Genomic DNA, 23,243 nt, shown 5'->3' on the forward strand with positions numbered 1-23,243 from the left:
TCAAATTAAATTTTAAATAATGTTATTAAAAAAATTAGCGCTAAAAACAATTGATTTCCGATACGTGTTGACAATGTGTTTTTTATTTTTTTTCAACTCAATTATTTCGGCACAAGAAGTTATTAAGGATACAGTAGTCAGTAAACCGGCTATTACGATGACTGCCGGACAGAAACTAAAAGTTGATGGTATTATTGCTACAGTTGGAGATTATATTGTTTTAGATTCAGATATTGATAAAGCATTTTTAGAAATTACAGCACAGGGCGGATCTACAAAAGATATTACAAGATGTCAGATGTTAGGGAAGCTTTTAGAAGATAAACTTTACGCACATCAGGCAATTCAGGATAGTATCGTAGTGAGTGATGCCGAAGTAAGAAGCATGATGGACGAGCGATTGAATTATATGGTACAGCAAGTAGGTGATATTAATAAAGTTGTAGCTTATTATAAAAAGAATTCTGTAGAGGAATTTAAAACCTATTTTGCAGATATCTTAAAAGAGCAAAAATTAGCATCAGAAATGACAAAGAAAATTGTTGATGCTGTAGAAATAACTCCTGAGGAAGTGCGTAACTTCTTTAAAAAGATTCCTAAAGATGAATTGCCAACTTTTGGAGCTGAGATGGAAGTAGCACAGATTGTTGTCGAGCCAAAGGTTTCAAAAGAAGACGAGCAAAAGGTAATTGACAGGCTGAATTCAATAAGAAAAGATGTTCTCGAGGGATCCAGTTTTGCAACAAAAGCAGTATTGTACTCACAAGATCCGGGATCTGCACCAACCGGTGGTTTTTATAAAATGACCCGAAAGACTCCTTTTGTGAAGGAATTTAAAGATGTAGCTTTTAGTTTAGCACAGGGAGAGATTTCCGAACCTTTTAAAACTACTTTCGGATACCATATTATCATGGTTGAAAAAATTAAAGGACAGGAAATTGAATTGCGACATATTTTAATTCCGCCAACAGTTTCTGAAAATGCATTGAAAGAGGCAAAAGAAAGAATCACTAACATAAGAAACAAAATTGTTAATAAAGAGATTACTTTCGCAGAAGCTGCAAGAACAGAGTCTGATGAAAAAGAAACAAGAGCAAACGGAGGAACACTGGTAAATCCAAATACTCAGGATACCCGTTTCGAATTGACTAAAATGGATCCGACTTTATACGGACAGGTTTCAAATTTGAAAGACGACGAAATTTCGCAGCCGCTTTTAAATACAGATGATAAAGGGAAAAAAACGTATAAGATAATCACTGTTACCAACAGAATTGAACAACACGTTGCTGATTATGCTAAGGATTATACTAAAATTAAAGAATTAGCATTGAAAGAAAAACAAATCACAACAATCTCGAAATGGTTTGATTCTAAAATAAAAGATACTTATATCAAAATTCTTGGAGAGTACAGAGATTGTAATTTTGTCTACAACTGGTTAAAAAAATAATTTTTATTAAATAAAGAAAAAGAGTTAGTTTTATGAATTCATAATACTAACTCTTTTTAATTTTAAAAACATATCTAAATGTCTGACGTAACAGCAATTCATAATTTGGTTCAGAAACGAAATGAATTAAAAAACGAAATAGCAAAAATTATTGTGGGCCAGGATGCCGTTGTAGACCAAATTTTACTGTGTATATTTTCAGGTGGTCATGCTCTTTTGATTGGTGTTCCGGGTTTGGCAAAAACTTTAATGATTAATACTTTGTCTCAGGCTTTAGGTTTAGATTTTAAAAGAATTCAGTTTACACCCGATTTAATGCCTTCGGATATTTTAGGAAGTGAAATTTTGGATGAAAACAGACATTTTAAATTCATTAAAGGACCTATTTTTTCCAATATCATTTTGGCGGATGAGATCAATAGAACTCCGCCAAAAACACAGGCAGCTTTACTGGAAGCCATGCAGGAACGTTCCGTTACCATTGCGGGGCAAAACTATAAGTTAGATTTACCTTATTTTGTATTGGCGACTCAAAACCCAATCGAGCAGGAAGGGACCTATCCGTTACCGGAAGCACAGTTAGACCGTTTCATGTTCGCTATTAAGCTGGAATACCCAACTTTCGAAGAAGAAGTTCAGGTAGTGAAGCGTACAACTTCTGATGCTAAGACAGCTATTAATCCATTGTTCAGCGCAGAGGAAATTATTGAATTTCAGCATTTGATCCGCAGAATTCCTGTAGCCGATAATGTAATCGAATATGCAGTAACTTTAGTGAGCAAAACTCGCCCTGATAATGCTTTGTCGAATGATTTTGTTAAGAATTATTTAGATTGGGGAGCGGGACCAAGAGCTTCGCAGAATTTAATTTTGGCTGCAAAAGCTCACGCTGCATTCAATGGAAAATTCTCTCCCGATATTGAAGATGTAAAAGCAGTTGCAACCGGCATTTTAAGACACAGAATCATTAAAAACTATAAAGCAGATGCCGAAGGAATAACAGAAGAAGTTATTATTAAAAAACTAATGTAATAGATTTATTAAAAATATTAAAACCCAAACTAGTAATGATTTCTGGTTTGGGTTTTTTATTTAGTTTGATTTTAAGGTTTCGTTGATTAAAAAAATGGGTTTGCCATAAATCAGTTTTAGGAGTAAAACTTCAATTAGTGAACTGTATTTTTTGCCATTAGATTCATACCACCAATATGATTTATACTTTTGGTTGTCTTTCTCCATTTTGTTAAACCATATTTCTTCTTGGTTTACCAGGATTTTTTTAGATTCAATAATTTTGTATCCGGAGCCAGTCCAGCAAACCATCGGATTATGAGAGGGTGTTTTTATATAAGTCAATTTTTTGACAGTTTCAATTTTAAAAACTTCCTTGTTTACCCAAGAGCCTTTTTTTATAGGGTATTCAGAACTAACTTCCTGGCGAAAATTAGTTTCTGTTTCATTTTTGATTTTTATGCTGGTGGCTAAAATGATTGTAAAGGATAGGGATACAATAAGTGTTTCAGGTTTGATTTTGGTTGAATTATTGTTTTCGATTTTTGGTTTTATATATTTACTAATGAATAGCATCGGTATAATTTGATAAACGGTAAAACAGATTAAACCAATGGCGTGATGCAAAAAGTTTTCCTGAGTACAATTGAAAAAAATTAAGGTTACGATTCTAAAATAATTTGATATAATATTGAGTGTTATTATGACGAAACAGAAAGAGACTATTTGCAAAACGCCGTAATATTGTTTAAGTCTTCTTTCTTCCAGAGTCATTAAAATTGCGCCAAACAACAAGCCGGTTTTAAACATTGACAATCCCATGCAGGCAGTGTCGATGGTGATTTTTGCATTATTGATGTAAAAATTAACACCTTCGATTTTATTTATAGGCAGAAAACTCTTTAGTGTCAGATAGACTACATAACAGAGGCTTTGTTTTATTTCTGAGGTTAAGTGTGCAAAAAAAGCACTAAAAAGCGTCGAAAATAAAATAAGGCAAATGAAAGCAATAAAGGAAAATTTCCCGGTGAAATAATGAAAAACCAAACACAGAAATAATAGTGCAGACAGAAAATGAACCGATTTGGTGTTTAAACGCCAGCTGATGAATTCTAGCAATAGAATGCTTAGAATTAAAAAATAATTAATTCTGAAATTTGTTTTTCTTCCGCCAATAATAAAAAGACAAAGAGAGCCCAGAATTCCAAGGAAATCGTTGTTTAGATTTAAAAGCAATATCTTGCTGTTTATGGCAAAAAGTAATAAGATTGCAAAAACAGCAAGTATTGGTTTTTTCTGTAGAATTAAATTCTTCATTAATTCGTTAATTTTTGTTTTCTATAACGGAATAAAATGGCAGATAAAACGATGAATAATAGTGCCCATTCGTGTGGTTCAGGTACGGCTCCGTCATTATTGATAGAGGCATTTCCTAAAGTATTAATGTTTTTCTCAATCCCGTTATTTTTATAATCTTCATCCGTTTCCAAAACGATTAAAGATGAAATAGGGGTAACAATATTGGCGTCTTTTGCCAGGTCAACATATTTGTTTTGTTTTAAAGTATCGGCTTGAATTTCGACCTGATCGTTTAAAACTTTTCCAAAACAGAACATTCTGTACAAATGATTTGAACCTGTATTTGCTGTTTTCTGAATTTCTGAATTTTCATGAATTGAGATTCCGGCAGTTTCTAAATTGACACTGTTTTCATTAGTCTGAAATTTTATGAAATGTTTTTTGCTGATAAGATCTGTACAAGTATTAAGATTTGTTTGTATAAAACTTACATATTTCTGTTCCTTTACGGTCTGCCAGAACGGATTTATTTCATTTGAAATATTGATAACTTTTAAGTTTTTATTTTTTGTTCGTTGTCTTATTTTTTCTAAATATTTTGAAGATTCTAATTCTTCAAAGTTTGAAGAAAATGTACCGCATTTTGTGATAATCAAAGTGTTTTCCTGTAAATCAAAAAGTGGTAGAAGAGAATAATTCAATCCATTAAATTGGCCCCAAATACTCTCGTAATTAGAAGCATTGATTTCTTGTTTCGTATCATTTATAAGAACAAAATATTTGTTTTGAGAAAGGCTGAGTATCGATTCAAGTTCTTCTATTTTCCAGTTGTTGTTGAGATCAAGGGTAATTTCGCTTGGCGTAAAAGCAATCCTTTCTTTAATAAGAGGTTTTGTTTCATAACTTTTATTCTTCCAGACAAATGCACTGCTCAAAGGTTTTTTGTTTAAAGGAAATTCAGCTTCCCATTTGTCCAAACCTTTAGATTCATTTATGTGGTAATTACCCGCAAAGTCAAAATCTTTTGAAGTTTTAAACTCGGTATTTCCATTCACCTGAAATCTCGAAATAGTCGCAGCATTATTGATATTTGGGCCTTTTATCGTCAAACTTTGATAGATCAGTTTATCGTCTGTAACTTTTAAAGGTGTTGTGAAGCCGCATTTAAAAGTTCGTGGTAATTCGCTTGTAATTGGAAATACGCGAACTGTAACTCTGTTGCCTTCTTTCCATTGCATTAAGGAAGGGTCTCTTGCCTCAATACCCACAACCTGATGGTACGCTTCTTTCGCTTTTTCTTTGGTAGTTAAAACACCTTTTCTTTCTATTCCATTCACCCACAATGACAAAGAAGTTGCAACAGAGCCTTCAGGAAGCTGAAAGGAATAAATAGCTTCTTTTTGACCTTCGCTATCTTCTTCGCAGACAACATCCATTGTAATCTCGGTGTAAGCAAGTCTGTCATTCGGATAAATCTTCACATCTTCCTTAATGTTTTTGGTAATAAGATCTCGTCCGCTCCATAATTGCTCCTCAGATTCAAGTCTTTTATCAAAATTAGCTTTTAGAATATTGACTTTGTCATCATCACTTAAATTGATGTTTTCTGCAAAATGGTAAGCGATATTTAAAAAAGGATTGTGAGTCTTTCTTTCGTGATACTGAACATTGTTATTGAATCTGCCAAAGTCATTTAATTCAAAGAAGTCTTCTGTTGCAATGTACACAATGTTTTTCTTCAGCAGAATTTCATTGAAAAAATTGGGTTTAAGATTTTGAGAAACTTTAATATAAGTTGGTAAATCGGTATTCTCTTCAAATGTTTTGGTAATGCCATATTGATTTATTTTTAGGCTTTCCCTGTTTAATAAAAAAGTAAACACCATCAGGCTGGTTAAAATGATTCCGATACCTGAGAGGAACGCATAGGTGTTGTTTTTTTCTTCAAAAAGAACTTTAGACAGGATGTAAGTGTGAATTGTAAGTACAATTCCGGGCACTAATCCATAAAAACCTAATCCTAAGGCAAGAATTCCTATTATAGAAAGCATGCTTATTGGTATCAGGAACACAACATAATATAAGATTAAGAGATAAGAACAGCCGTTGATGAAATAAGAGATTAGGGTAATGTTGCGATTTGTTATTGCACGATTGTAAATTACAAAGTTTGAAAAGCAAAACAGAAACGTAGTGCAATACACCCAAATAGGTAAATTTTCGAAAACATTTACATAAACATTTGTAGAGAAACATCCGATAAACCAATTGAGAAATAAGAAAGGAAGTAAATGAAGGTAGTTCTTTTTGTTTCTTAATAGATTGTAAGTAAGGATAGCACCATACGGGAGCAGAATAATGATATTGAGTACAGAAAGCATTTCAAAGCTTTCGTAATCTGATTTACTTCCCAATAAAGAAAGTGCCAGCATTGTTGTGCTGAATAGTGTAATAATAAGGCTGATTTTTACTCCAATTTGGTCATTTAAAAAAGAGTTTATTCTGGTTGTATTCATAGAAAGTATTTTTTAATTAAAAGAACTTTGAATTGCAAAGTTATGATAATAATTGAAAAATGAACTTTTTGTTTCGTTTTTTTAATTTAAAGATTTCTTTAAATATTCTTAATGATTTTTTAGTTTTGGAAGAGACTGATTAGAGAAGACAAATCGATTACTATAACGTTATAATTGTTTATTTAGAAAGGTTCTTTGCTAAAGTTGAGGTAAAATCTCACTTCATTTATTGTATCAAATTTCGACTTTGCTAAAGAAAGGATTTTAAAATGGTAATAATTCATTTTTTTAATACAAAATTGAAATTTTGACAAAAATAAGCAACGAAAATTGTTTTTTAGCAATAATAATTTTTGAAAAGGCGAGTTCTGTTATATTTTTTTTAATTCTCGGCTTTAATAGCTAAATTTGCAAACAAAAAATAAAAAGACTTCTATAATATTATGAATACTTATCAAGATTACATTAAAGAAATCGAGGAAAGAAAAGGCCAGGGTCTTCATCCAAAGCCAATCGATGGTGCAGAATTAGCAAGCGAAATTATTTCACAGATTAAGGATGTTAACAATCCGTATAGAGAAGATTCGCTTAAATTTTTTATTTATAATACTTTGCCGGGTACTACAAGCGCTGCAGGTGAAAAAGCTGAGTTTTTAAAAGAGATTATTCTTGGTGAAGCTGTAGTAAGTGAAATTACTCCTGCTTTTGCATTTGAATTGTTATCTCACATGAAAGGTGGTCCTTCTATCAAGGTCCTTCTGGATTTAGCTTTAGGTAATGATACTGCTATTGCAAAAGATGCTGCAAAAGTTCTTAAAACACAGGTTTTCCTTTACGAAGCAGATACGGATCGTTTAGTAGAGGCATTCAAAAATAATAATGAAGTTGCGAAAGAAATTCTGGAAAGCTACGCACAAGCAGAATTCTTTACAAAACTTCCGGAAGTAGCAGACGAAATTAAAGTAGTTACTTTTATCGCTGGTGAAGGAGATATCTCAACAGATTTGCTTTCTCCGGGTAATCAGGCGCACTCGCGTTCAGATCGTGAGCTTCACGGACAATGTATGATTACGCCGCAAGCGCAGCAGGAAATTAGAGCTTTACAGGCACAACACCCTGATAAAAGCGTAATGTTAATTGCTGAAAAAGGAACAATGGGAGTTGGTTCTTCAAGAATGTCTGGTGTGAATAACGTAGCACTTTGGACAGGAAAACAATCAAGCCCGTATATTCCATTCGTAAATATTGCTCCAATTGTAGGAGGTACAAATGGTATTTCTCCAATTTTCTTAACTACAGTTGATGTTACCGGTGGTATTGGTCTTGACCTTAAAAACTGGGTTAAAAAGCTTGATGCAGCAGGTAATGTTGTGCGTAACGAAAATGACGAACCAGTCTTAGAGCAAACTTATTCTGTAGCTACAGGAACTGTTCTGACCATTAATATTAAAGAGAAAAAACTTTACAATGGAGATCAGGAACTGATCGATATTTCTAAAGCATTTACTCCTCAAAAAATGGAATTTATCAAAGCCGGTGGTTCATATGCTATCGTATTTGGTAAAAAATTGCAAACATTTGCAGCAAAAACTTTAGGTGTTACAGCTCCGGTTGTATTTGCTCCTTCAAAAGAAATTTCTCATGACGGACAAGGTCTTACGGCAGTAGAGAAAATCTTCAACAGAAATGCTGTAGGTTCTACACCTGGAAAAGTGCTACACGCCGGATCTGATGTTCGTGTTGAAGTAAATATTGTAGGTTCTCAGGATACGACTGGTTTGATGACAGCTCAGGAATTAGAATCTATGGCGGCAACTGTAATTTCACCAATCGTTGATGGTGCTTATCAGTCAGGATGTCACACCGCTTCAGTTTGGGATAAAAAAGCACAGGCAAATATTCCTAAGCTGATGAAATTTATGAATGATTTTGGTTTAATCACAGCTCGTGACCCAAAAGGAGTTTATCATTCAATGACAGACGTAATCCACAAAGTATTAAACGATATCACTATTGATGAGTGGGCGATTATTATTGGTGGTGACTCTCATACAAGGATGTCAAAAGGGGTTGCTTTTGGTGCAGATTCAGGAACAGTAGCTCTTGCATTAGCGACAGGAGAAGCTTCTATGCCAATCCCGGAATCTGTAAAAGTAACTTTCAAAGGAGATATGAAAGGATATATGGATTTCCGTGATGTAGTTCATGCTACTCAGGCTCAGATGTTGCATCAGTTTGGAGGAGAGAACGTATTCCAGGGGAGAATTATCGAGGTTCATATCGGAACTCTTACAGCTGACCAGGCGTTTACCTTTACAGACTGGACAGCAGAGATGAAAGCAAAAGCTTCTATCTGTATTTCTGAAGACGATACTTTAATCGAATCATTGGAAATTGCAAAAGGCAGAATCCAGATCATGATCGACAAAGGAATGGATAATGAGAAACACGTACTTCAGGGATTGATCAATAAAGCAAATAAGCGAATTGAAGAGATTAGAACTTCTGAAAAACCAGCTTTAACACCGGATGCAAATGCTAAGTACTACGCTGAAGTGGTAGTTGATTTGGATCAGATTGCTGAACCAATGATCGCTGATCCGGACGTAAACAATGCTGATGTTTCTAAACGATACACTCACGATACCATCAGACCTTTATCTTTCTACGGTGGAGAGAAAAAAGTAGACTTAGGATTTATCGGATCTTGTATGGTTCACAAAGGAGATATGAAAATCCTTGCTCAGATGTTGAAAAACGTAGAGTCACAAAAAGGTAAAGTTGAGTTTAATGCACCTTTGGTTGTTGCTCCGCCTACTTACAATATCGTAGACGAATTGAAAGCTGAAGGTGACTGGGAAGTTTTACAAAGATATTCCGGTTTTGAATTTGATGATAATGCTCCAAAAGGTGCAGCACGTACAGAATACGAAAACATGTTGTATTTAGAGCGTCCGGGATGTAACCTTTGTATGGGGAACCAGGAAAAAGCAGCAAAAGGAGATACTGTAATGGCAACTTCTACGCGTCTTTTCCAGGGAAGAGTTGTGGAAGATACTGAAGGTAAAAAAGGAGAGTCTTTACTTTCTTCTACACCGGTTGTTGTATTGTCTACAATTTTAGGTAGGACTCCAACATTAGAGGAGTATACTACTGCGGTTGAAGGAATCAATTTAACTAAGTTTGCTCCTTCAAACAAACAGTTAGTGATGTAATCTTACGATTAGTTATAATCATTATATATAGAGAGCCCGAGTGATAAACTCGGGCTTTTTCTTTATTAACTCCTCTATTTTTTGTAACTTGGGATGTTCAAAAAAAAACACAAAAACAATTATACTTATGGCTTTTGATATTGAAATGATTAAAAAAGTGTATGAGAACATGCCCGGTCGTGTTGATAAAGCACGAGAGCTTGTTGGTCGTCCACTTACGTTAACAGAGAAAATTTTATACAATCACCTTTGGGACGGAGCGCCGTCTCAGGTGTTTAAAAGAGGAGTAGATTATGTTGATTTTGCCCCGGATCGTGTAGCCTGTCAGGATGCAACAGCACAGATGGCATTATTGCAGTTTATGCATGCCGGAAAATCTAAAGTAGCCGTACCGACAACAGTACACTGCGATCACCTGATTCAGGCAAAAGTAGATGCTGCAACTGATTTGGCAAGAGCAAAGACACAAAGTAACGAGGTTTTTGATTTCCTTTCATCAGTTTCTAATAAATACGGAATTGGTTTCTGGAAACCGGGAGCAGGAATTATTCATCAGGTGGTACTGGAGAATTATGCTTTCCCTGGCGGAATGATGATTGGTACCGATTCACATACCGTTAATGCAGGTGGTTTAGGAATGGTTGCTATTGGTGTTGGTGGAGCTGATGCCGTAGATGTAATGTCCGGGATGGCCTGGGAATTGAAGTTTCCAAAGTTAATCGGAGTAAAACTAACCGGTAAATTATCAGGATGGACAGCTCCAAAAGATGTTATTCTTAAAGTAGCCGGGATACTTACTGTAAAAGGTGGTACAGGGGCTATTGTAGAATATTTTGGAGAAGGAGCAACCTCTATGTCTTGTACCGGAAAAGGGACTATTTGTAACATGGGAGCAGAAATTGGAGCTACCACTTCAACTTTTGGTTATGATGCTTCTATGGGGCGTTACCTGCGTTCTACAAACAGAGCTGATGTTGCCGATGCTGCCGATAAAATTGCTTCTTATTTGACTGGAGATCCTGAAGTATATGCTAATCCTGAACAATATTTTGATCAGGTTATCGAAATTAATCTGTCTGAGTTAGAGCCGCATTTAAACGGTCCTTTCACGCCGGATTTGGCGACTCCAATTTCTAAAATGAAAGAAGAAGCAATTAAAAACAACTGGCCATTACAAATTCAGGTAGGGTTAATTGGTTCTTGTACAAATTCCTCTTACGAAGATATTTCGCGTGCAGCTTCATTAGCAAGACAAGTTGCCGATAAGAATTTAAAAACAAAAGCAGAGTTTACGATAACTCCGGGTTCAGAAGTAGTGCGTTCCACTATTGAAAGAGACGGATTTATTGATACATTCCATAAAATTGGAGCAACCGTTTTTGCAAATGCCTGCGGACCATGTATTGGTATGTGGGACAGAGAAGGAGCAGAAAAAGAAGAAAGAAATACTATCGTTCACTCTTTCAATCGTAACTTCTCCAAACGTGCAGATGGAAATCCAAATACTTTAGCTTTTGTAGGTTCTCCGGAATTAGTAACGGCTATGGCTATTGCGGGTGATTTAGGATTCAATCCGTTAACAGATAAATTAATCAACGAAGAAGGAGAAGAAGTGATGTTGGATGCTCCAACAGGAGATGAACTTCCTTCAAAAGGTTTCTATGCCGAAGATCCGGGATTTCAGGCTCCCGCAGCAGACGGTTCAGGAGTTCAGGTTGTGGTAAACCCAACATCAGAACGTTTACAATTATTAGCGCCTTTTGACGCCTGGGACGGTAAAAACATTACGGGTGCTAAATTGTTGATCAAAGCATTTGGAAAATGTACGACCGACCACATTTCTATGGCAGGACCGTGGCTGCGTTTCCGTGGACATTTAGATAATATTTCGAACAATATGCTGATTGGTGCTGTAAATGCTTTCAACCAGAAAACCAATTCGGTTAAAAATCAATTAACGGGGCAATATGATGCTGTTCCTGCTGTAGCACGTGCCTATAAAGCTGCCGGAGTTCCATCTATTGTTGTGGGAGATCACAATTATGGAGAAGGTTCTTCGCGTGAGCATGCCGCTATGGAGCCTCGCTTTTTAGGAGTTAAAGCAGTGTTGGTAAAATCTTTTGCCCGTATCCACGAAACCAACCTTAAAAAACAGGGTCTTTTAGGATTGACTTTTGCTAATGAAGCCGATTACGATAAAATCAAAGAGGATGATACGATTAATTTTACTGATTTAACAGAGTTTGCTCCCGGAAAACCATTAACATTAGAGTTTGTTCACGCTGATGGTACCAAAGATATCATTCTGGCGAATCATACTTATAATCAAGGTCAGATTGGTTGGTTTGTTGCTGGTTCAGCTTTAAATTTAATTGCTGCCGGAAAAGCATAATCTTTAAGATTCATTCATGTTAAAAATGGGGCTGGTTCACTTTTGAACCAGCCCCATTTTTTGCATAAAATATTTTTTTTCAGAGAATTACTCTTGCCCTTTTTGAAACTGCTCCAGAGGAGCAAAATCTTTATAGAAAATATAATTTTTCAGTATCAAAAAGCTCCAGCGGAGCGAAACGCGATTTTTTTGAGGCAGTCCATTATTTATGTAGATTTTCAAATTCAAACCCAATAAATTTATTTTTACTATTCAATTGGTTTGACTGCCGTTACTTCTTGCGATAAAGACTTAATTTTATTCGGTTTTGTGGTTTCAAACTCATTGATGTCCACGCTGTATACTTTAGACGACGGCACTTGTGAGTAGCTGTTGTCAATACGCCCTCCTAAAATATATAATTTGTTGTTATTGTAATACATGGCGGCACGTTTTGACTCCAACTCAATTTCAAATTCCTTTAACTGCTTTGTTTTTAATTCATAAGTGTATATTTTTCGATCCTCAAAAAAGTAAATTATATTGTTGTTATAGGCAATAGCAGGCCTTTCTAAGGGAGTGAATAATTCGCCGGGAAATCCCCATTTTTCTGTTGTCAAATCAAAAGTTTCGATTTGCGACAAAGGTTTTCCATTGTATCCGCCAATGAAGTAAATTTTGTTGTCAATTAATATTCCGGTAGTTTCTTTAGCTGTTAGCATACTGGGTAGTTCGTACCAGTACCCTGATGTAATATTGTACAAATGCATTTTATCAGTAAAATCTTTTTTATCGTTTTCATCCCTCTTTACCGATCCTCCGGCTACAATGATATTGTCGTTATAACTAAAGGAAGCAAAATCAGCAGCCTGATGCGGATTTGTCTTATCTGTTTTAATACTTTTTTTGTCAAGATCTACAACTTCAATCTTATCTTGCAAGTATTCCCAACTGCTGATCTTGTTAACTAATATTTTTTTTCCTCCCAAAACATAAATCAGATTGTTGTAGAAGTGAATGTTGTGATACGCTCTGGGCTGCAGTTTTAAGTCCTGAGTTTCCCAAGTATTGTTTTTGATGTCATAAATAGCGAGGTACTTTTTATAATGACGTTTTCCTGCGTTTTGGGCTTCGGCTATATAATCCTGAAAATTTGGATCGGCTTTTTTCGCACGTACTTTTGCCAGTTGATCTATTTCGGAATACGCATCTCCGCCGCTAACATAAATTTTATCCTCTTTTAAAAAAGATCCGAATGAGAAAATTGGATATTTTAAAGGTGCTAAACTGTTGAATGAAATCTTGGTTTTTAATTTTGAATTGGAAGCGATCGTTACTCCGGATAAGTTTTCAGTATTTTCTTCAAGTAAAACAATAAAATTTTGCTTTGTCAGATAGCTTAAAGACATTCTTTTAGTGGCATACCCCAAATGTGAAAATTCTAATACTTCCTCTTTGTCGTATTTCGAAAGAAGTTTTATAGAAAATTTACCATTTTCGTCAGTGATTGTTCCAACATTACTGGAGAGCGCATGAATATTGGTGTTTTCGAGCGGAAGATTATCTTTTTGAGAAATTACTACGCCATTGATGTTTTGAGCAATAGATAATAGCGGCAAAAAGAAAGAAATTAAAAGTAATTTTTTCACACGGTTTTCAGTTAAAGATTGGATTTAGTTGGCTTGAAAATAATACGCGTTATAAAAGGCATTATTTCAGGGGTTTGGATCAATTTTTATGCCGAGTTTGTTAATTTCAATAAAATAAGTTGTTAAAAAAGGTGCTTTTTTTACTTTAAAAAGTTAAATTCGCTTATCGGGTAAAATAATTACTTTTTTGGAGCCTAAATTTTCGAAAGTAATTGCATTCAGAGCGTATAATAATAGATGTAAATGTAACAATAATGGTTTTCAGGTTAATAGCAATTTTGTTTTTTTTCAGTGTTGGTGCTTTCTCACAAGAAAAGTATATTAAACATAAAATCTCACAAGGAGAAAATCTAACTGTAATTGCTAAAAAATACGGAGTAAAACCAAAAGATATTGCAGAGGCGAATCCTAATGCACCTAAAATTCTAAAGTTAAATTCGGTTCTGTTAATCCCAAATCGCAATAAAACAGTTGCAAAAACAGCTGTCAAAAAGCCTGAAGAAATTATAGCAAATGTTACTCCGGAAACTACTCCGGGCTCTCATGAAGTTGCTGCCAAAGAAACGCTTTGGGGAATTTCCAAAAAATACAATGTTTCGGTTGATGATTTAAAGAAAGCCAATCCGCTTCTGGAAAGTGAAGGGTTGAAAATCGGACAGCAAATTAATATTCCGTCTAATAATACAACTAATACAACTGTAGCAGCTGTACCGGTAGCAGAGAAAGCTCAGGAGCCTGCACTGGTTGAGGTAACCAGAGAAGTTTTGTCAAAAGAAACGAAATATGCGATAGCAAAGGAGTTTGGGATAACCGTTAAAGAACTGGAAAAACAAAATCCAGCAATTAAAAAGAGGTTAAAGGTGGGGTATCTGCTTAAGATTAATGTTTCACCGGAAAAAGCTGCAGCCTTACAAGAAGTAAAACCTATCGAAACCACCACATCAACACCATCCATACAAATTGCTGAGGAAACGGTTGTGAAAAAAGATTCCACATTTGTTAGAGGCATAAACAATAATTCGGAGCTTATTGAACAATTGATTGTAAATGCAACAGAGAATATCGGGACGCGTTACCGGTCCGGCGGAACTACAAAAGCTGGTTTTGACTGCTCAGGATTAATGATTTGTACCTTTAATAATTTTGATATTAAACTGCCTAGAAGTTCGATCGAACAATCCAGAGTTGGAGTTAGAGTTGACACCGATGAGGCGCAAAAAGGAGATTTAATTTTCTTTAAAACTAATGGAAGACGCCGTATCAATCATGTTGGAATGGTCGTTGAGGTAACCGAAGGAGAGATTAAATTTGTGCATTCTTCTACACACGGCGGGGTAATGATTTCATCTACAAAAGAGCCTTATTACCAAAGAAGTTTTTCTCAGGTAAACCGTGTTCTTCAATAGTTTTTAATAGTTAAGCAGTATTGTTTTAAATTCATCTATTGGAAACGGTTTGTTTAAAAAAGCACTTACATACTTATTTGCCGTAATTGCAGCAATTTCGTCAGGATCTAAAGTCGATGAAAGAATGTAAATCTGAATTCCTTTTTTTATTCCTTTTTTTAATTTGTGAAATTCTTCCAGGAATTCAAAACCATTCATTATTGGCATTTGAATGTCCAGTAAAATGATAAGCGGGCGGTCATTGTTTTTAGTAACAAGCCACTGAATTCCTTCTCTGCCATTATTCGCAATGATGATCTGATCGATATCAAGGACTTTTGTCAGTAGTTGTTTGATGACAAGCTGATCAATCAAATTGTCTTCAATGATCAGGAATATGGGCTTAATTTCCATGATAATTTGGAATTGCTACAATAAATTTACTTCCGATAGTGTTTTCAGAGAAAACAGAAATACTTCCTTTGATGTTTTCTACAGCTTCTTTTACAATGTAAAGACCCAATCCCGAACCTTTGTTTTTGTTCGTACCAAAATACATTTCAAAAATATTGTTTTTAAACTCATCTTTAATTCCGATACCGTTATCTGTTATTTCAATTTTGTTGTAACCCTCTTCTGTATAAGTTTTAATTGAAATAAACATTTCCTCTTTATTAATGTCGGCATATTTTATAGCATTCGAGAGTAAATTCGAGATAATGATTCTCAGGCGCAAGTCGTCGCTTTGAATGGTATCGATTAATAGTTCTTTCGTAAATTTTATTTTATTGGCATTTTCAATATGCATCAACTGTGAAATGGATTCGTCAAATAATTCTTTTAAACTGACAGGTTCTATAATAACTTGTTTTCGTTTGTTTTTGGAATAATCTATAATGTCAACGATAAATTGGTCTTGTTTGACAAGGCTTTTGTGCATGAGTGTTAAATAGTCTCTGACTTGTTCGATATCATCCTCCAGCTGGGTAATTTCGATTAATCCTTTTAGTGATGTTATCGGTGATCTTAAATCGTGTGATGCACTATAGACAAATCGGTCCAGTTCATGATTTACATGGATTAAATTTTCATTTTTTTCTTCAATTTCTTTTTTGGAGATGACTAAACGTTTTACCATAATCGAATAATAAGTACATACACTTATTACGATGATCAGGATAAAAATAATATTGGTGATGATAAGAAGGCTTTTGATTTTTCGGGTTCCTTCTCCCAGAGTATTTAAAAAATTACGTTCGTTAATAGTCAGTTTATCGCTGATGGTACTAATTTCGTTAAGAAATTTTTGCTGACTGTCCGGTGTCAGTAGGTTTTGTTTGATCTCTGCATCGACTTGCTGGCCCAGCTTGGATAATTTAGCGATTAATTCGTCACCCTGACCCCATTCGTGAATCGCTTTTGCCAAAAAAGACACATCTTTGAAGTTTACAAACAGCCAGACAATATCATCCAGGTCATCTTTATGGTTTCGTCCTGTTAGAAATCCTCTTCGGGCAATTTCGTTGTCTCCATATTTCAAAAGCGATCTCCTGGCAATACCATCACCCTGAGGGACTTTCAATTCCTGAGAAAAGAGTTTCCATTGGTTGGTATCTTTGGTAAAAAGATACATAATGAGATAACGTGCAGCGTCCTTTTGTCCTTTTGAATAATGTGATTCACCATGAACATAAGCCCTGTTTGCAGATAATATTTTGATTGTAAAAAAGTTGATACAAATAAGTAAAGCGCAGGAAATAAATACAATTATCAATAGAATGAAAACATTCGGGAAGCGTATATTTTTAAAAAACGAACTCTTAGACATAGTTTTCAGATTTGGAGGTTAATACTGCTTTTTCTGTTAAGAGCGCTTATTGTTGAAGGAGTCTTTTAAAAAAATCAGGTTACTGAGAGTGTTGTCTTTTGACGGTTTTAAAATAAACAATTGTTAATAAAAAAATAATTTTCCAAGATTGTTTTATGCATGCATAAATTTAGTAAAAAAAGAACAGAATTTTAGAATTAGTGTTTTTTTTCTTACGGGATAATTATTTTTTGTTCCTGTTTTGTAGTAAAAAAATAAAATGTATGCTGTGAAGGCTCTTCTTTTAAATTAGTAAGGCTAAGAAAAGAAAAACAATTTTGAAATTTAATGTGTAGGGACAAACTGAAAAAGGGTTAAACAGAAAAGTTTTTGTTTAACAATTCTTTGATGAGTTAAACGGAAGTTTTTCTTATGGAGTATCAAAAAAACTACAACTTTTAGCTGAGTTGCAGTTTCTAAATATTTACAGATAGGGTTGTAGGTATATTTTATTTTAATTCATGCCAATAATGCCCACAGCCATTTTTACACTCTGTATTTCTTCGTTCAGTGTCTGTTATTTTAAAAATCCAAAGTAGTGAGGTTAGAACTTTTTTGTTTTCGTTTTTAGGAAGTTCCGCTAGTTTGTAAAAAGCAATTCGGGTTGGGAAACTTTTTAAAAGTAAAATAGGAGTATACGTTGATTTTAATGGAATTGTATGAATGGCATTTTGATAAGTTTCTGTATTGTAATGCGTTTTTTCGGGAATAGAGTTGAAGATATAATTTTTTAAAGTTGTAAAAAGCCTTTCAAAATTATATTCAGAATCTTCTAATAAAAGCTGTACCCCAAGATTAAAGTCTATTTTATCTTGGGCAATCTTATTGATTATTATCTCTTCTTTAGACATTTGTTGGAAAGAATATTTTTGATTCCATTTTATGGAATGTTACCTTAAAATATTGAATTTTAATTAGCACTAAAATATAAAATTACTCTTGCAATTGTTAGGAGTTATGTGTTTTTTATATTCCCTTTTTGATTTAGATAATTTTAGGAAATCGTTGGATTTATCGTCTTCTTGGAGCACTTCTCGTATGTGGAGCAACATAAGTTCCGTTTTTTCTTGTATAACCTTTAACCTGAACAGAGCCTCCTGATGAGGTTCTTATTGAGGATTTAGTGTAATTATTGTCTGTAGAATTGTTATTACTTGAATTTGCAGATAGAGTTGGATTGCTAAATATGGGATTGCTATATAAAGGATTTATAGCCCATCCTTTAAAGTTTTTCCATTTTATTTTTCTTGCTTTTTTATCACTTCTGGTGATATATGCGCCGGACCCTTTTGGAATTATTGTAACTGATTCTTTTCCATTTTTAGAAGTGAAAATCGGAGTATCTTCATCTACGTTGACAAAATAATAATTGGAAGCGCAAGAGTTAAGGATAAATAATAATAAGATCAGTGAGATTTTTTTCATGATTATTTGATTAAAGTTGTTATTGTTTGTTTAATTTTTTTCTAGGGATAAAAGAATGTACAAATTGTATGTGGACAAAAAATCAATGGTATTAATCAGTATTAAATAATGAGGAATTCAAATTTGTAAAAGAAAAGAAAGCTTTAATTTTCATTTATATAAGGTTAGATTAATACGCTTTATAATGTGTCAAATTTAAGTAGGTGAAAAAGTATTATTTTATGGAAATCCGTAAGCGCAATTATCATTTAAAATGATCGGATAAAAACAATGTTGTTGTGAAGTAGAGAAGTGGCCTACTTTAACAAAGAGGAACAGGGCAAAAAATAGGGTCGGAAGCTTGCCATGGAAGGATGCGTCCAATTTATTTTAGATTTTTGGAATTTGGAATTTGAATTTTGGGATTTAAAAATTGGAATCTAAAATTTGATAAAAAAGTATATCTTTAACCAACCGAAAAACTAAAATTATGCAAGAAAACGACCAGGAACATTTTAAAAGAGAACTTGGATTATTAGACGGAACCATGCTTGTGGTTGGTTCTATGATTGGATCAGGAATATTTATTGTGAGTGCCGATATCGCCAGACAAGTGGGCTCGGCAGGATGGCTAACTTTAATCTGGCTGCTCTCCGGACTGATTACGGTTATAGCCGCAGTAAGTTATGGTGAACTTAGCGCGATGTTTCCAAAAGCAGGAGGACAATACGTGTATTTAAAGGAAGCTTACAATAAGCTAATTGCCTTTTTGTACGGATGGAGCTTTTTTGCTGTAATTCAGACCGGAACAATTGCTGCTGTTGGAGTGGCTTTCTCAAAATTTGCAGCTTATTTGTACGAACCATTGAGCGATGAGAATATACTTTATGAATTAGGTTTCTTTAAACTCAACGCCGCTCAGTTGGTTTCGATTTTTACAATTATTGTATTGACGTTCATTAATAGTAGAGGAGTGAAAAACGGAAAAATTTTGCAAACCGTTCTAACCATTATCAAAATTTTGTCATTGTTAGGATTAATTGTTTTTGGACTAACCTTAGGCGCAAAAGCTTCAATCTGGGATGCCAATTGGACTGATGGCTGGGTGACACGCAACTATAATGCTGAAAGCGGTTCATGGCTGCCTATTAGTGGAACCACTTTGATTACCGGAATTTCAGCTGCAATGGTGGGATCATTATTTTCAAGTGATGCCTGGAATGGAGTTACCTTTATTGCAGGAGAAATAAAGAATCCAAAACGCAATGTTGGTTTAAGCTTGTTTTTAGGAACTTTCATTGTAACGATTATTTATGTGTTGACCAATTTGATGTATTTGGCGGTAGTTCCGTTTGAAGAGATTGCTACAGCTAAGTCAGACCGAGTAGCGGTAGTGGCTTCGCATTATATTTTTGGCAATATTGGTACATTGATTATAGCGATCATGATTATGATTTCGACTTTTGCCTGTAACAACGGATTAATTATGGCAGGTGCGAGAGTGTATTATACGATGGCGAAAGATGGCGTTTTCTTTAAAAAAGCAGCCGTTTTAAACGAATCCAGTGTTCCCGGATGGGCTTTGTGGGCACAGTGTTTCTGGGCTTCGGCTTTGTGTTTGACAGGAAAGTATGGAGATTTACTGGATTTTGTAATTATCATTGTATTGATTTTCTACATTTTAACGATTTACGGTATTTTTATTTTGAGAAAAAAAATGCCAAATATTGAAAGACCTTATAAAGCTTTTGGATATCCGTTTTTACCTATGTTGTATATTGTAATTGCGACTGCAATTTGTATTTCGCTGTTAATTACCAAATTCTCAACTTGTGGCTGGGGAGTCTTGATTATGTTGACGGGAATACCGGTGTACTACCTGAATAAACCGAAGGAAGAATAAGTATAAGGGTGCAAAGGTTCAGAGAGGTAAAGGTTCAAAGGTTAAATTTGGTTGTAATTTCCTCTCAATTTTGATGTTCACTTCAAAATATAAATGCCTTGTCAATGACAAGGCATTTTTTTTGCCACAAAATTTAGTATCTCCAAAAATCTCCCGGATCTGCGTGCAGAAAAAAAAATGAAACTTCTTTATGTGGTATGTCTGGCTGAGCGTAGTCGAAACCCTTTTTTATATGAAGTTTTTCTTAAAAGAGACTAGAGGTATTTTTCTGAAATTGCTCCAGAGGAGCAAAATATTTATAAAGAATGTGATTTCGCAAGATCAAAAGCTCCAACGGAGCGGAATAGAAATTTTTGAGAAAGCTCTTTTTGGGTGCTCTTGAGTAATAAAAAAAAACACTACTTAATCTGCAAAAGCAAAAAGTAGTGTTTTGAATGTAAATAATCCTGGAAGCGGGCTTGTGTAAATTAAGCGATTTCGGCTTCAACAGTTGATTCTATCGTTGAATTAATAATAGATAAAGTTAGTGGATCTGTTTCTCCTGAGAAAAAAGCATCCAAAATTTCCTGAAATACAGGATTTGTATTCTCTGCCAAAGAGAAAAGTGTCATAGACGAACGTAATTTGCGGGCGTCTAAATCTCCTAAAATTCCATCAGCTGATTTTCTTTTAAAAGTTAAAAACAGTTCAGAAATTTCGATCAGATGTTTTCCTAAAATAGGGTGTTCTAAAAATTCGGTTGCTTCTTTTAGATCGTTAATGGCGTAATAATTTGCTGTATCACTCTTACCCAATCCTTTTATCTGAGGAAAAATGAACCACATCCAGTGTGTCTCCTTTTTTCCTTTTTTGATTTCGGAAAGAGCAGTAAGATAAAGTTTGTTTTGTGCATCTAAAAAACGCATTAAATCATTGTTTGAATAAGCCATTGTGGTAATGTATATGTAAAAAAAGGTTGCAAAAGTAGTAAAAAAGATAGGGTTTTCCTAGTAAAAGGTTCATACACTGAGGATTTTAACTTTTTGAGGAGGAATTTTCTACACTATTTTAGAATAGAAATAACGCCTTTTTGGTTATTATATTTCAGTACAAGTTTTACAAAATCAGCTTTTTCTGTTCGTTCTCCTAAAGGTTAAGTTGATTCTTGGTAAAACATCTCGTGCGGTTTTTGGAACCTGATGTTGCCAAAAACTATTGGTTGTTCCTGACATTAACAGAAAGGAACCATGATGGAGCGGAATTTCCACCTGTGGGATTTCTTTCCTGAATTTATGACGTAATCGGAACATTCGGGTTTCTCCAAAAGTGACCGAAGCTATAATTGGGTTGGGTCCGGAGTTATGTTCTTTGTCACTGTGCCAGGAAACACCATCATTGCCATTTCGATATAAATTAAGCAGGAGACTATTAAATTCAAGCTGTGTTTCTCTTTCGACACGGCCTCTGATCGTTAATAAGTCATAAGTCCAGTCAGGGCCATTTGGATCTGCTCCAACATTATCTTTGTCTTCGTACCATGAAATCATTCGGGGAGCTGTAACAATCTTATCATACATTTCCATTTCATATTCTCTCCATTTGGTTTGACGAAGTAATTTTTCATAAAAACGATCGGATTCTTCTTTGGTAAAAAAGTTGTCGATCAAAATAAGTTCTGCATCAGGTAAATCGAATATTTTTTTTCCTTTCAAACCTGTAGCAAATAATTCGGTATCGCTAAATAGTGTCATAAGTCAATACTTTAAGTTTATAGCTCTATTTTAAAATTTAGGTTAGTTTTTATATTCTTGAGGTTAGCAGATTTTTATTGAAAAAAACTTTTCGGGGGTTCTTCTCTGCATAAGCAAAAATCAACTGTACAATGTATTGATTGCTTTTATAAGGCGTTGCATAATTTTTTACTTCTGAAGGATCCGTAATGGCAACATCCAGCGGAATATATCCCATACCATAAAAATGACCGTTTTCTATCCAAATACAGCTGCGTTCGTGCGCTGTTCGTCCTTTTTCTATAATGGCAAAAGTGGGTCTGTTATTTAATAAAAAATCAATAGCATTGTCGACTTGCTCATTGTGAAAGGAAGCTTCCGGAAAATCTGTGATATCATTATTCTGAAATAGTTCTCCTTCTTCAGGTTTTGAATATTTGCAAAATCTATAATCAATTTCAAATCGTTCTGCTAAACCCCGCAGTATATTGGTTGCTTCATGTAAACTGCTGAAGTGCTCAATACACGACTGAAATTTATTGAGTTTGCCAATAGCCAGATACTTATATCCATTACGGGCTTCATATTGATACAATCCAAATTTTGGTTCAAATCGCTTTAAAGCTCTATTATAAGTTGGCCAAAGATGTTTGATTTCAGTACATTCTAATAGGAGTGCCATTAACTCATTGCCACAAACTTCATAGGAAATGGAATAAATATCGCGTAAGAAATGCTGTCTTTGCGGATTGATATTATGACCGCTGAAATGAGAAGCAACACGTTTTTTGATATTGACCGCTTTTCCCACGTAGATTACTTTTTTTACCTCATTATAAAAATAATATACACCTGGTTTTTCGGGTAAATTATTAAAATCTTCCGGGGGAAGGTTAGGAGGTAAGCGCTGATCCTGTGCTGTGTTTTTGATCATTTTTTCAATATGACCTTCATCGTCCCATTCAAGTAATCGTGTAAACAATATAGCAGTAGCTTCTGCGTCGCCTCCGGCACGATGCCTGTTCTCTAAAGGGATGTCGAGCGAATTGCAAAGTTTTCCTAAGCTATAAGAGGGGAAACCCGGTCTGATTTTTCTGGCTGCGCGAACGGTGCATAACTTTCTGGCTGTCCATTTGAATCCGGAGGCCTCAAGCTGGTGACGAACAAACGAATAATCGAAGTTGACATTATGAGCCACAAAGATCCGGTCGTTTAGCAATTCCATTACCTTTTCGGCAATATCATCAAAAATAGGAGCATTGGCTACCATTTCATTGTTGATACCCGTTAAGGCAAAAATAGGAAGCGGTATTTCCTTTTGCGGATTTACGAGTGTTTCAAAGCGTTCCATTACATTTTTGCCGTCGTGAATGACAATGGCAATTTCTGTAATGCAGCTGCCACTGGCGTTACCGCCTGTGGTTTCAATATCGACTATGGTATATTCCTGCTTTTTCATCT

At 34.8% G+C, this 23,243-nt stretch carries 16 protein-coding genes; 6 read left to right on the forward strand and 10 right to left on the reverse strand.

The annotated features are described in order from the left end of the window. The first annotated feature begins 19 nt into the window (after positions 1-19). Both ACAM30_RS13305 and ACAM30_RS13310 read left to right on the forward strand, forming a co-directional pair. A complete protein-coding gene (locus ACAM30_RS13305; RefSeq protein ID WP_369615101.1) occupies positions 20-1,453 on the forward strand; it encodes a peptidylprolyl isomerase in 1,434 nt (477 codons plus the stop codon). Between the two features lie 78 nt (positions 1,454-1,531). Further along, the gene (locus ACAM30_RS13310; protein ID WP_369615102.1) at positions 1,532-2,485 is read left to right on the forward strand and encodes an AAA family ATPase; all 954 of its coding nucleotides are present in this window, start codon (positions 1,532-1,534) and stop codon (positions 2,483-2,485) included. A gap of 60 nt (positions 2,486-2,545) precedes the next feature. On the opposite strand, the gene xrtN is transcribed toward ACAM30_RS13310, so the two are convergent. Together xrtN and ACAM30_RS13320 are read right to left on the reverse strand one after the other, a co-directional pair. Then, positions 2,546-3,781, reverse strand: a complete 1,236-nt coding sequence (gene xrtN, locus ACAM30_RS13315; RefSeq protein WP_369615103.1) for an exosortase N — start codon at positions 3,779-3,781, stop codon at positions 2,546-2,548. Then, positions 3,781-6,279, reverse strand: a complete 2,499-nt coding sequence (locus tag ACAM30_RS13320) for an XrtN system VIT domain-containing protein (RefSeq protein ID WP_369615104.1) — start codon at positions 6,277-6,279, stop codon at positions 3,781-3,783. The genes xrtN and ACAM30_RS13320 overlap by 1 nt, the downstream gene beginning before the upstream one ends. Before the next feature lie 443 nt (positions 6,280-6,722). Here ACAM30_RS13320 and ACAM30_RS13325 point away from each other — a divergent pair, with 443 nt between their 5' ends. Next, positions 6,723-9,494 carry a bifunctional aconitate hydratase 2/2-methylisocitrate dehydratase gene (locus ACAM30_RS13325; protein ID WP_369615105.1) on the forward strand — a complete coding sequence of 924 codons (2,772 nt, stop codon included), beginning with the start codon at positions 6,723-6,725 and terminating at the stop codon, positions 9,492-9,494. Positions 9,495-9,621: 127 nt separating this feature from the next. After that, positions 9,622-11,886 (forward strand): aconitate hydratase, encoded by a 2,265-nt coding sequence (locus ACAM30_RS13330; RefSeq protein WP_369615106.1) that lies wholly within the window; start codon positions 9,622-9,624, stop codon positions 11,884-11,886. Positions 11,887-12,134: 248 nt separating this feature from the next. Here ACAM30_RS13330 and ACAM30_RS13335 read toward each other — a convergent pair whose 3' ends face one another. Next, entirely contained in the window at positions 12,135-13,514 is a 1,380-nt protein-coding gene (locus tag ACAM30_RS13335; protein WP_369615107.1) for a carboxypeptidase-like regulatory domain-containing protein, read from the reverse strand. Positions 13,515-13,768: 254 nt separating this feature from the next. On the opposite strand from ACAM30_RS13335, the gene ACAM30_RS13340 reads away from it, so the two are divergent. Next, positions 13,769-14,920 carry an NlpC/P60 family protein gene (locus tag ACAM30_RS13340; protein ID WP_369615108.1) on the forward strand — a complete coding sequence of 384 codons (1,152 nt, stop codon included), beginning with the start codon at positions 13,769-13,771 and terminating at the stop codon, positions 14,918-14,920. Positions 14,921-14,923: 3 nt separating this feature from the next. Here the strand turns inward: ACAM30_RS13340 and ACAM30_RS13345 are convergent, their stop codons facing one another. The 4 genes from ACAM30_RS13345 to ACAM30_RS13360 form a co-directional block, all read right to left on the reverse strand. Continuing rightward, positions 14,924-15,313: a response regulator gene (locus ACAM30_RS13345; RefSeq protein ID WP_369615109.1), complete on the reverse strand. Its 390-nt coding sequence runs from the start codon at positions 15,311-15,313 to the stop codon at positions 14,924-14,926. Further along, positions 15,303-16,727, reverse strand: a complete 1,425-nt coding sequence (locus ACAM30_RS13350; RefSeq protein WP_369615110.1) for a sensor histidine kinase — start codon at positions 16,725-16,727, stop codon at positions 15,303-15,305. The genes ACAM30_RS13345 and ACAM30_RS13350 overlap by 11 nt, the downstream gene beginning before the upstream one ends. Positions 16,728-17,215: 488 nt before the next feature. Next, positions 17,216-17,617 carry a DUF5958 family protein gene (locus ACAM30_RS13355; RefSeq protein WP_369615111.1) on the reverse strand — a complete coding sequence of 134 codons (402 nt, stop codon included), beginning with the start codon at positions 17,615-17,617 and terminating at the stop codon, positions 17,216-17,218. A gap of 160 nt (positions 17,618-17,777) precedes the next feature. After that, entirely contained in the window at positions 17,778-18,191 is a 414-nt protein-coding gene (locus ACAM30_RS13360; RefSeq protein ID WP_369615112.1) for a hypothetical protein, read from the reverse strand. A gap of 469 nt (positions 18,192-18,660) precedes the next feature. On the opposite strand from ACAM30_RS13360, the gene ACAM30_RS13365 reads away from it, so the two are divergent. Continuing rightward, positions 18,661-20,073, forward strand: a complete 1,413-nt coding sequence (locus tag ACAM30_RS13365; protein WP_369615113.1) for an APC family permease — start codon at positions 18,661-18,663, stop codon at positions 20,071-20,073. A gap of 467 nt (positions 20,074-20,540) precedes the next feature. Here ACAM30_RS13365 and ACAM30_RS13370 read toward each other — a convergent pair whose 3' ends face one another. The 3 genes from ACAM30_RS13370 to ACAM30_RS13380 all read right to left on the reverse strand — a co-directional run bounded on the left by ACAM30_RS13370 (position 20,541) and on the right by ACAM30_RS13380 (position 23,241). Beyond that, on the reverse strand, positions 20,541-21,002 hold the full coding sequence (locus ACAM30_RS13370; protein ID WP_369615114.1) for a DUF1810 domain-containing protein: 462 nt from the start codon (positions 21,000-21,002) through the stop codon (positions 20,541-20,543). A 174-nt stretch (positions 21,003-21,176) separates the two neighbouring features. Beyond that, complete coding sequence (locus ACAM30_RS13375; RefSeq protein ID WP_369615115.1) at positions 21,177-21,803, reverse strand: alpha-ketoglutarate-dependent dioxygenase AlkB; 627 nt, start codon at positions 21,801-21,803, stop codon at positions 21,177-21,179. A 49-nt stretch (positions 21,804-21,852) separates the two neighbouring features. After that, positions 21,853-23,241, reverse strand: a complete 1,389-nt coding sequence (locus tag ACAM30_RS13380) for an exonuclease domain-containing protein (protein WP_369615116.1) — start codon at positions 23,239-23,241, stop codon at positions 21,853-21,855. Between the last annotated feature and the right edge of the window lie 2 nt (positions 23,242-23,243).

Origin of the sequence: Flavobacterium sp. CFS9 (genome assembly GCF_041154745.1) — a bacterium.
GTDB lineage: Bacteria > Bacteroidota > Bacteroidia > Flavobacteriales > Flavobacteriaceae > Flavobacterium.

What these genes read in the sequence shown, in the direction of transcription:
- ACAM30_RS13305 (WP_369615101.1), top strand. Translation starts at nt 20, where the DNA reads ATGTTATTAAAAAAATTAGCGCTAAAAACAATTGATTTCCGATACGTG.
- ACAM30_RS13310 (WP_369615102.1), top strand. Translation starts at nt 1,532, where the DNA reads ATGTCTGACGTAACAGCAATTCATAATTTGGTTCAGAAACGAAATGAA.
- xrtN (WP_369615103.1), bottom strand. Translation starts at nt 3,781, where the DNA reads ATGAAGAATTTAATTCTACAGAAAAAACCAATACTTGCTGTTTTTGCA.
- ACAM30_RS13320 (WP_369615104.1), bottom strand. Translation starts at nt 6,279, where the DNA reads ATGAATACAACCAGAATAAACTCTTTTTTAAATGACCAAATTGGAGTA.
- ACAM30_RS13325 (WP_369615105.1), top strand. Translation starts at nt 6,723, where the DNA reads ATGAATACTTATCAAGATTACATTAAAGAAATCGAGGAAAGAAAAGGC.
- ACAM30_RS13330 (WP_369615106.1), top strand. Translation starts at nt 9,622, where the DNA reads ATGGCTTTTGATATTGAAATGATTAAAAAAGTGTATGAGAACATGCCC.
- ACAM30_RS13340 (WP_369615108.1), top strand. Translation starts at nt 13,769, where the DNA reads ATGGTTTTCAGGTTAATAGCAATTTTGTTTTTTTTCAGTGTTGGTGCT.
- ACAM30_RS13345 (WP_369615109.1), bottom strand. Translation starts at nt 15,313, where the DNA reads ATGGAAATTAAGCCCATATTCCTGATCATTGAAGACAATTTGATTGAT.
- ACAM30_RS13350 (WP_369615110.1), bottom strand. Translation starts at nt 16,727, where the DNA reads ATGTCTAAGAGTTCGTTTTTTAAAAATATACGCTTCCCGAATGTTTTC.
- ACAM30_RS13355 (WP_369615111.1), bottom strand. Translation starts at nt 17,617, where the DNA reads ATGTCTAAAGAAGAGATAATAATCAATAAGATTGCCCAAGATAAAATA.
- ACAM30_RS13360 (WP_369615112.1), bottom strand. Translation starts at nt 18,191, where the DNA reads ATGAAAAAAATCTCACTGATCTTATTATTATTTATCCTTAACTCTTGC.
- ACAM30_RS13365 (WP_369615113.1), top strand. Translation starts at nt 18,661, where the DNA reads ATGCAAGAAAACGACCAGGAACATTTTAAAAGAGAACTTGGATTATTA.
- ACAM30_RS13370 (WP_369615114.1), bottom strand. Translation starts at nt 21,002, where the DNA reads ATGGCTTATTCAAACAATGATTTAATGCGTTTTTTAGATGCACAAAAC.
- ACAM30_RS13375 (WP_369615115.1), bottom strand. Translation starts at nt 21,803, where the DNA reads ATGACACTATTTAGCGATACCGAATTATTTGCTACAGGTTTGAAAGGA.
- ACAM30_RS13380 (WP_369615116.1), bottom strand. Translation starts at nt 23,241, where the DNA reads ATGAAAAAGCAGGAATATACCATAGTCGATATTGAAACCACAGGCGGT.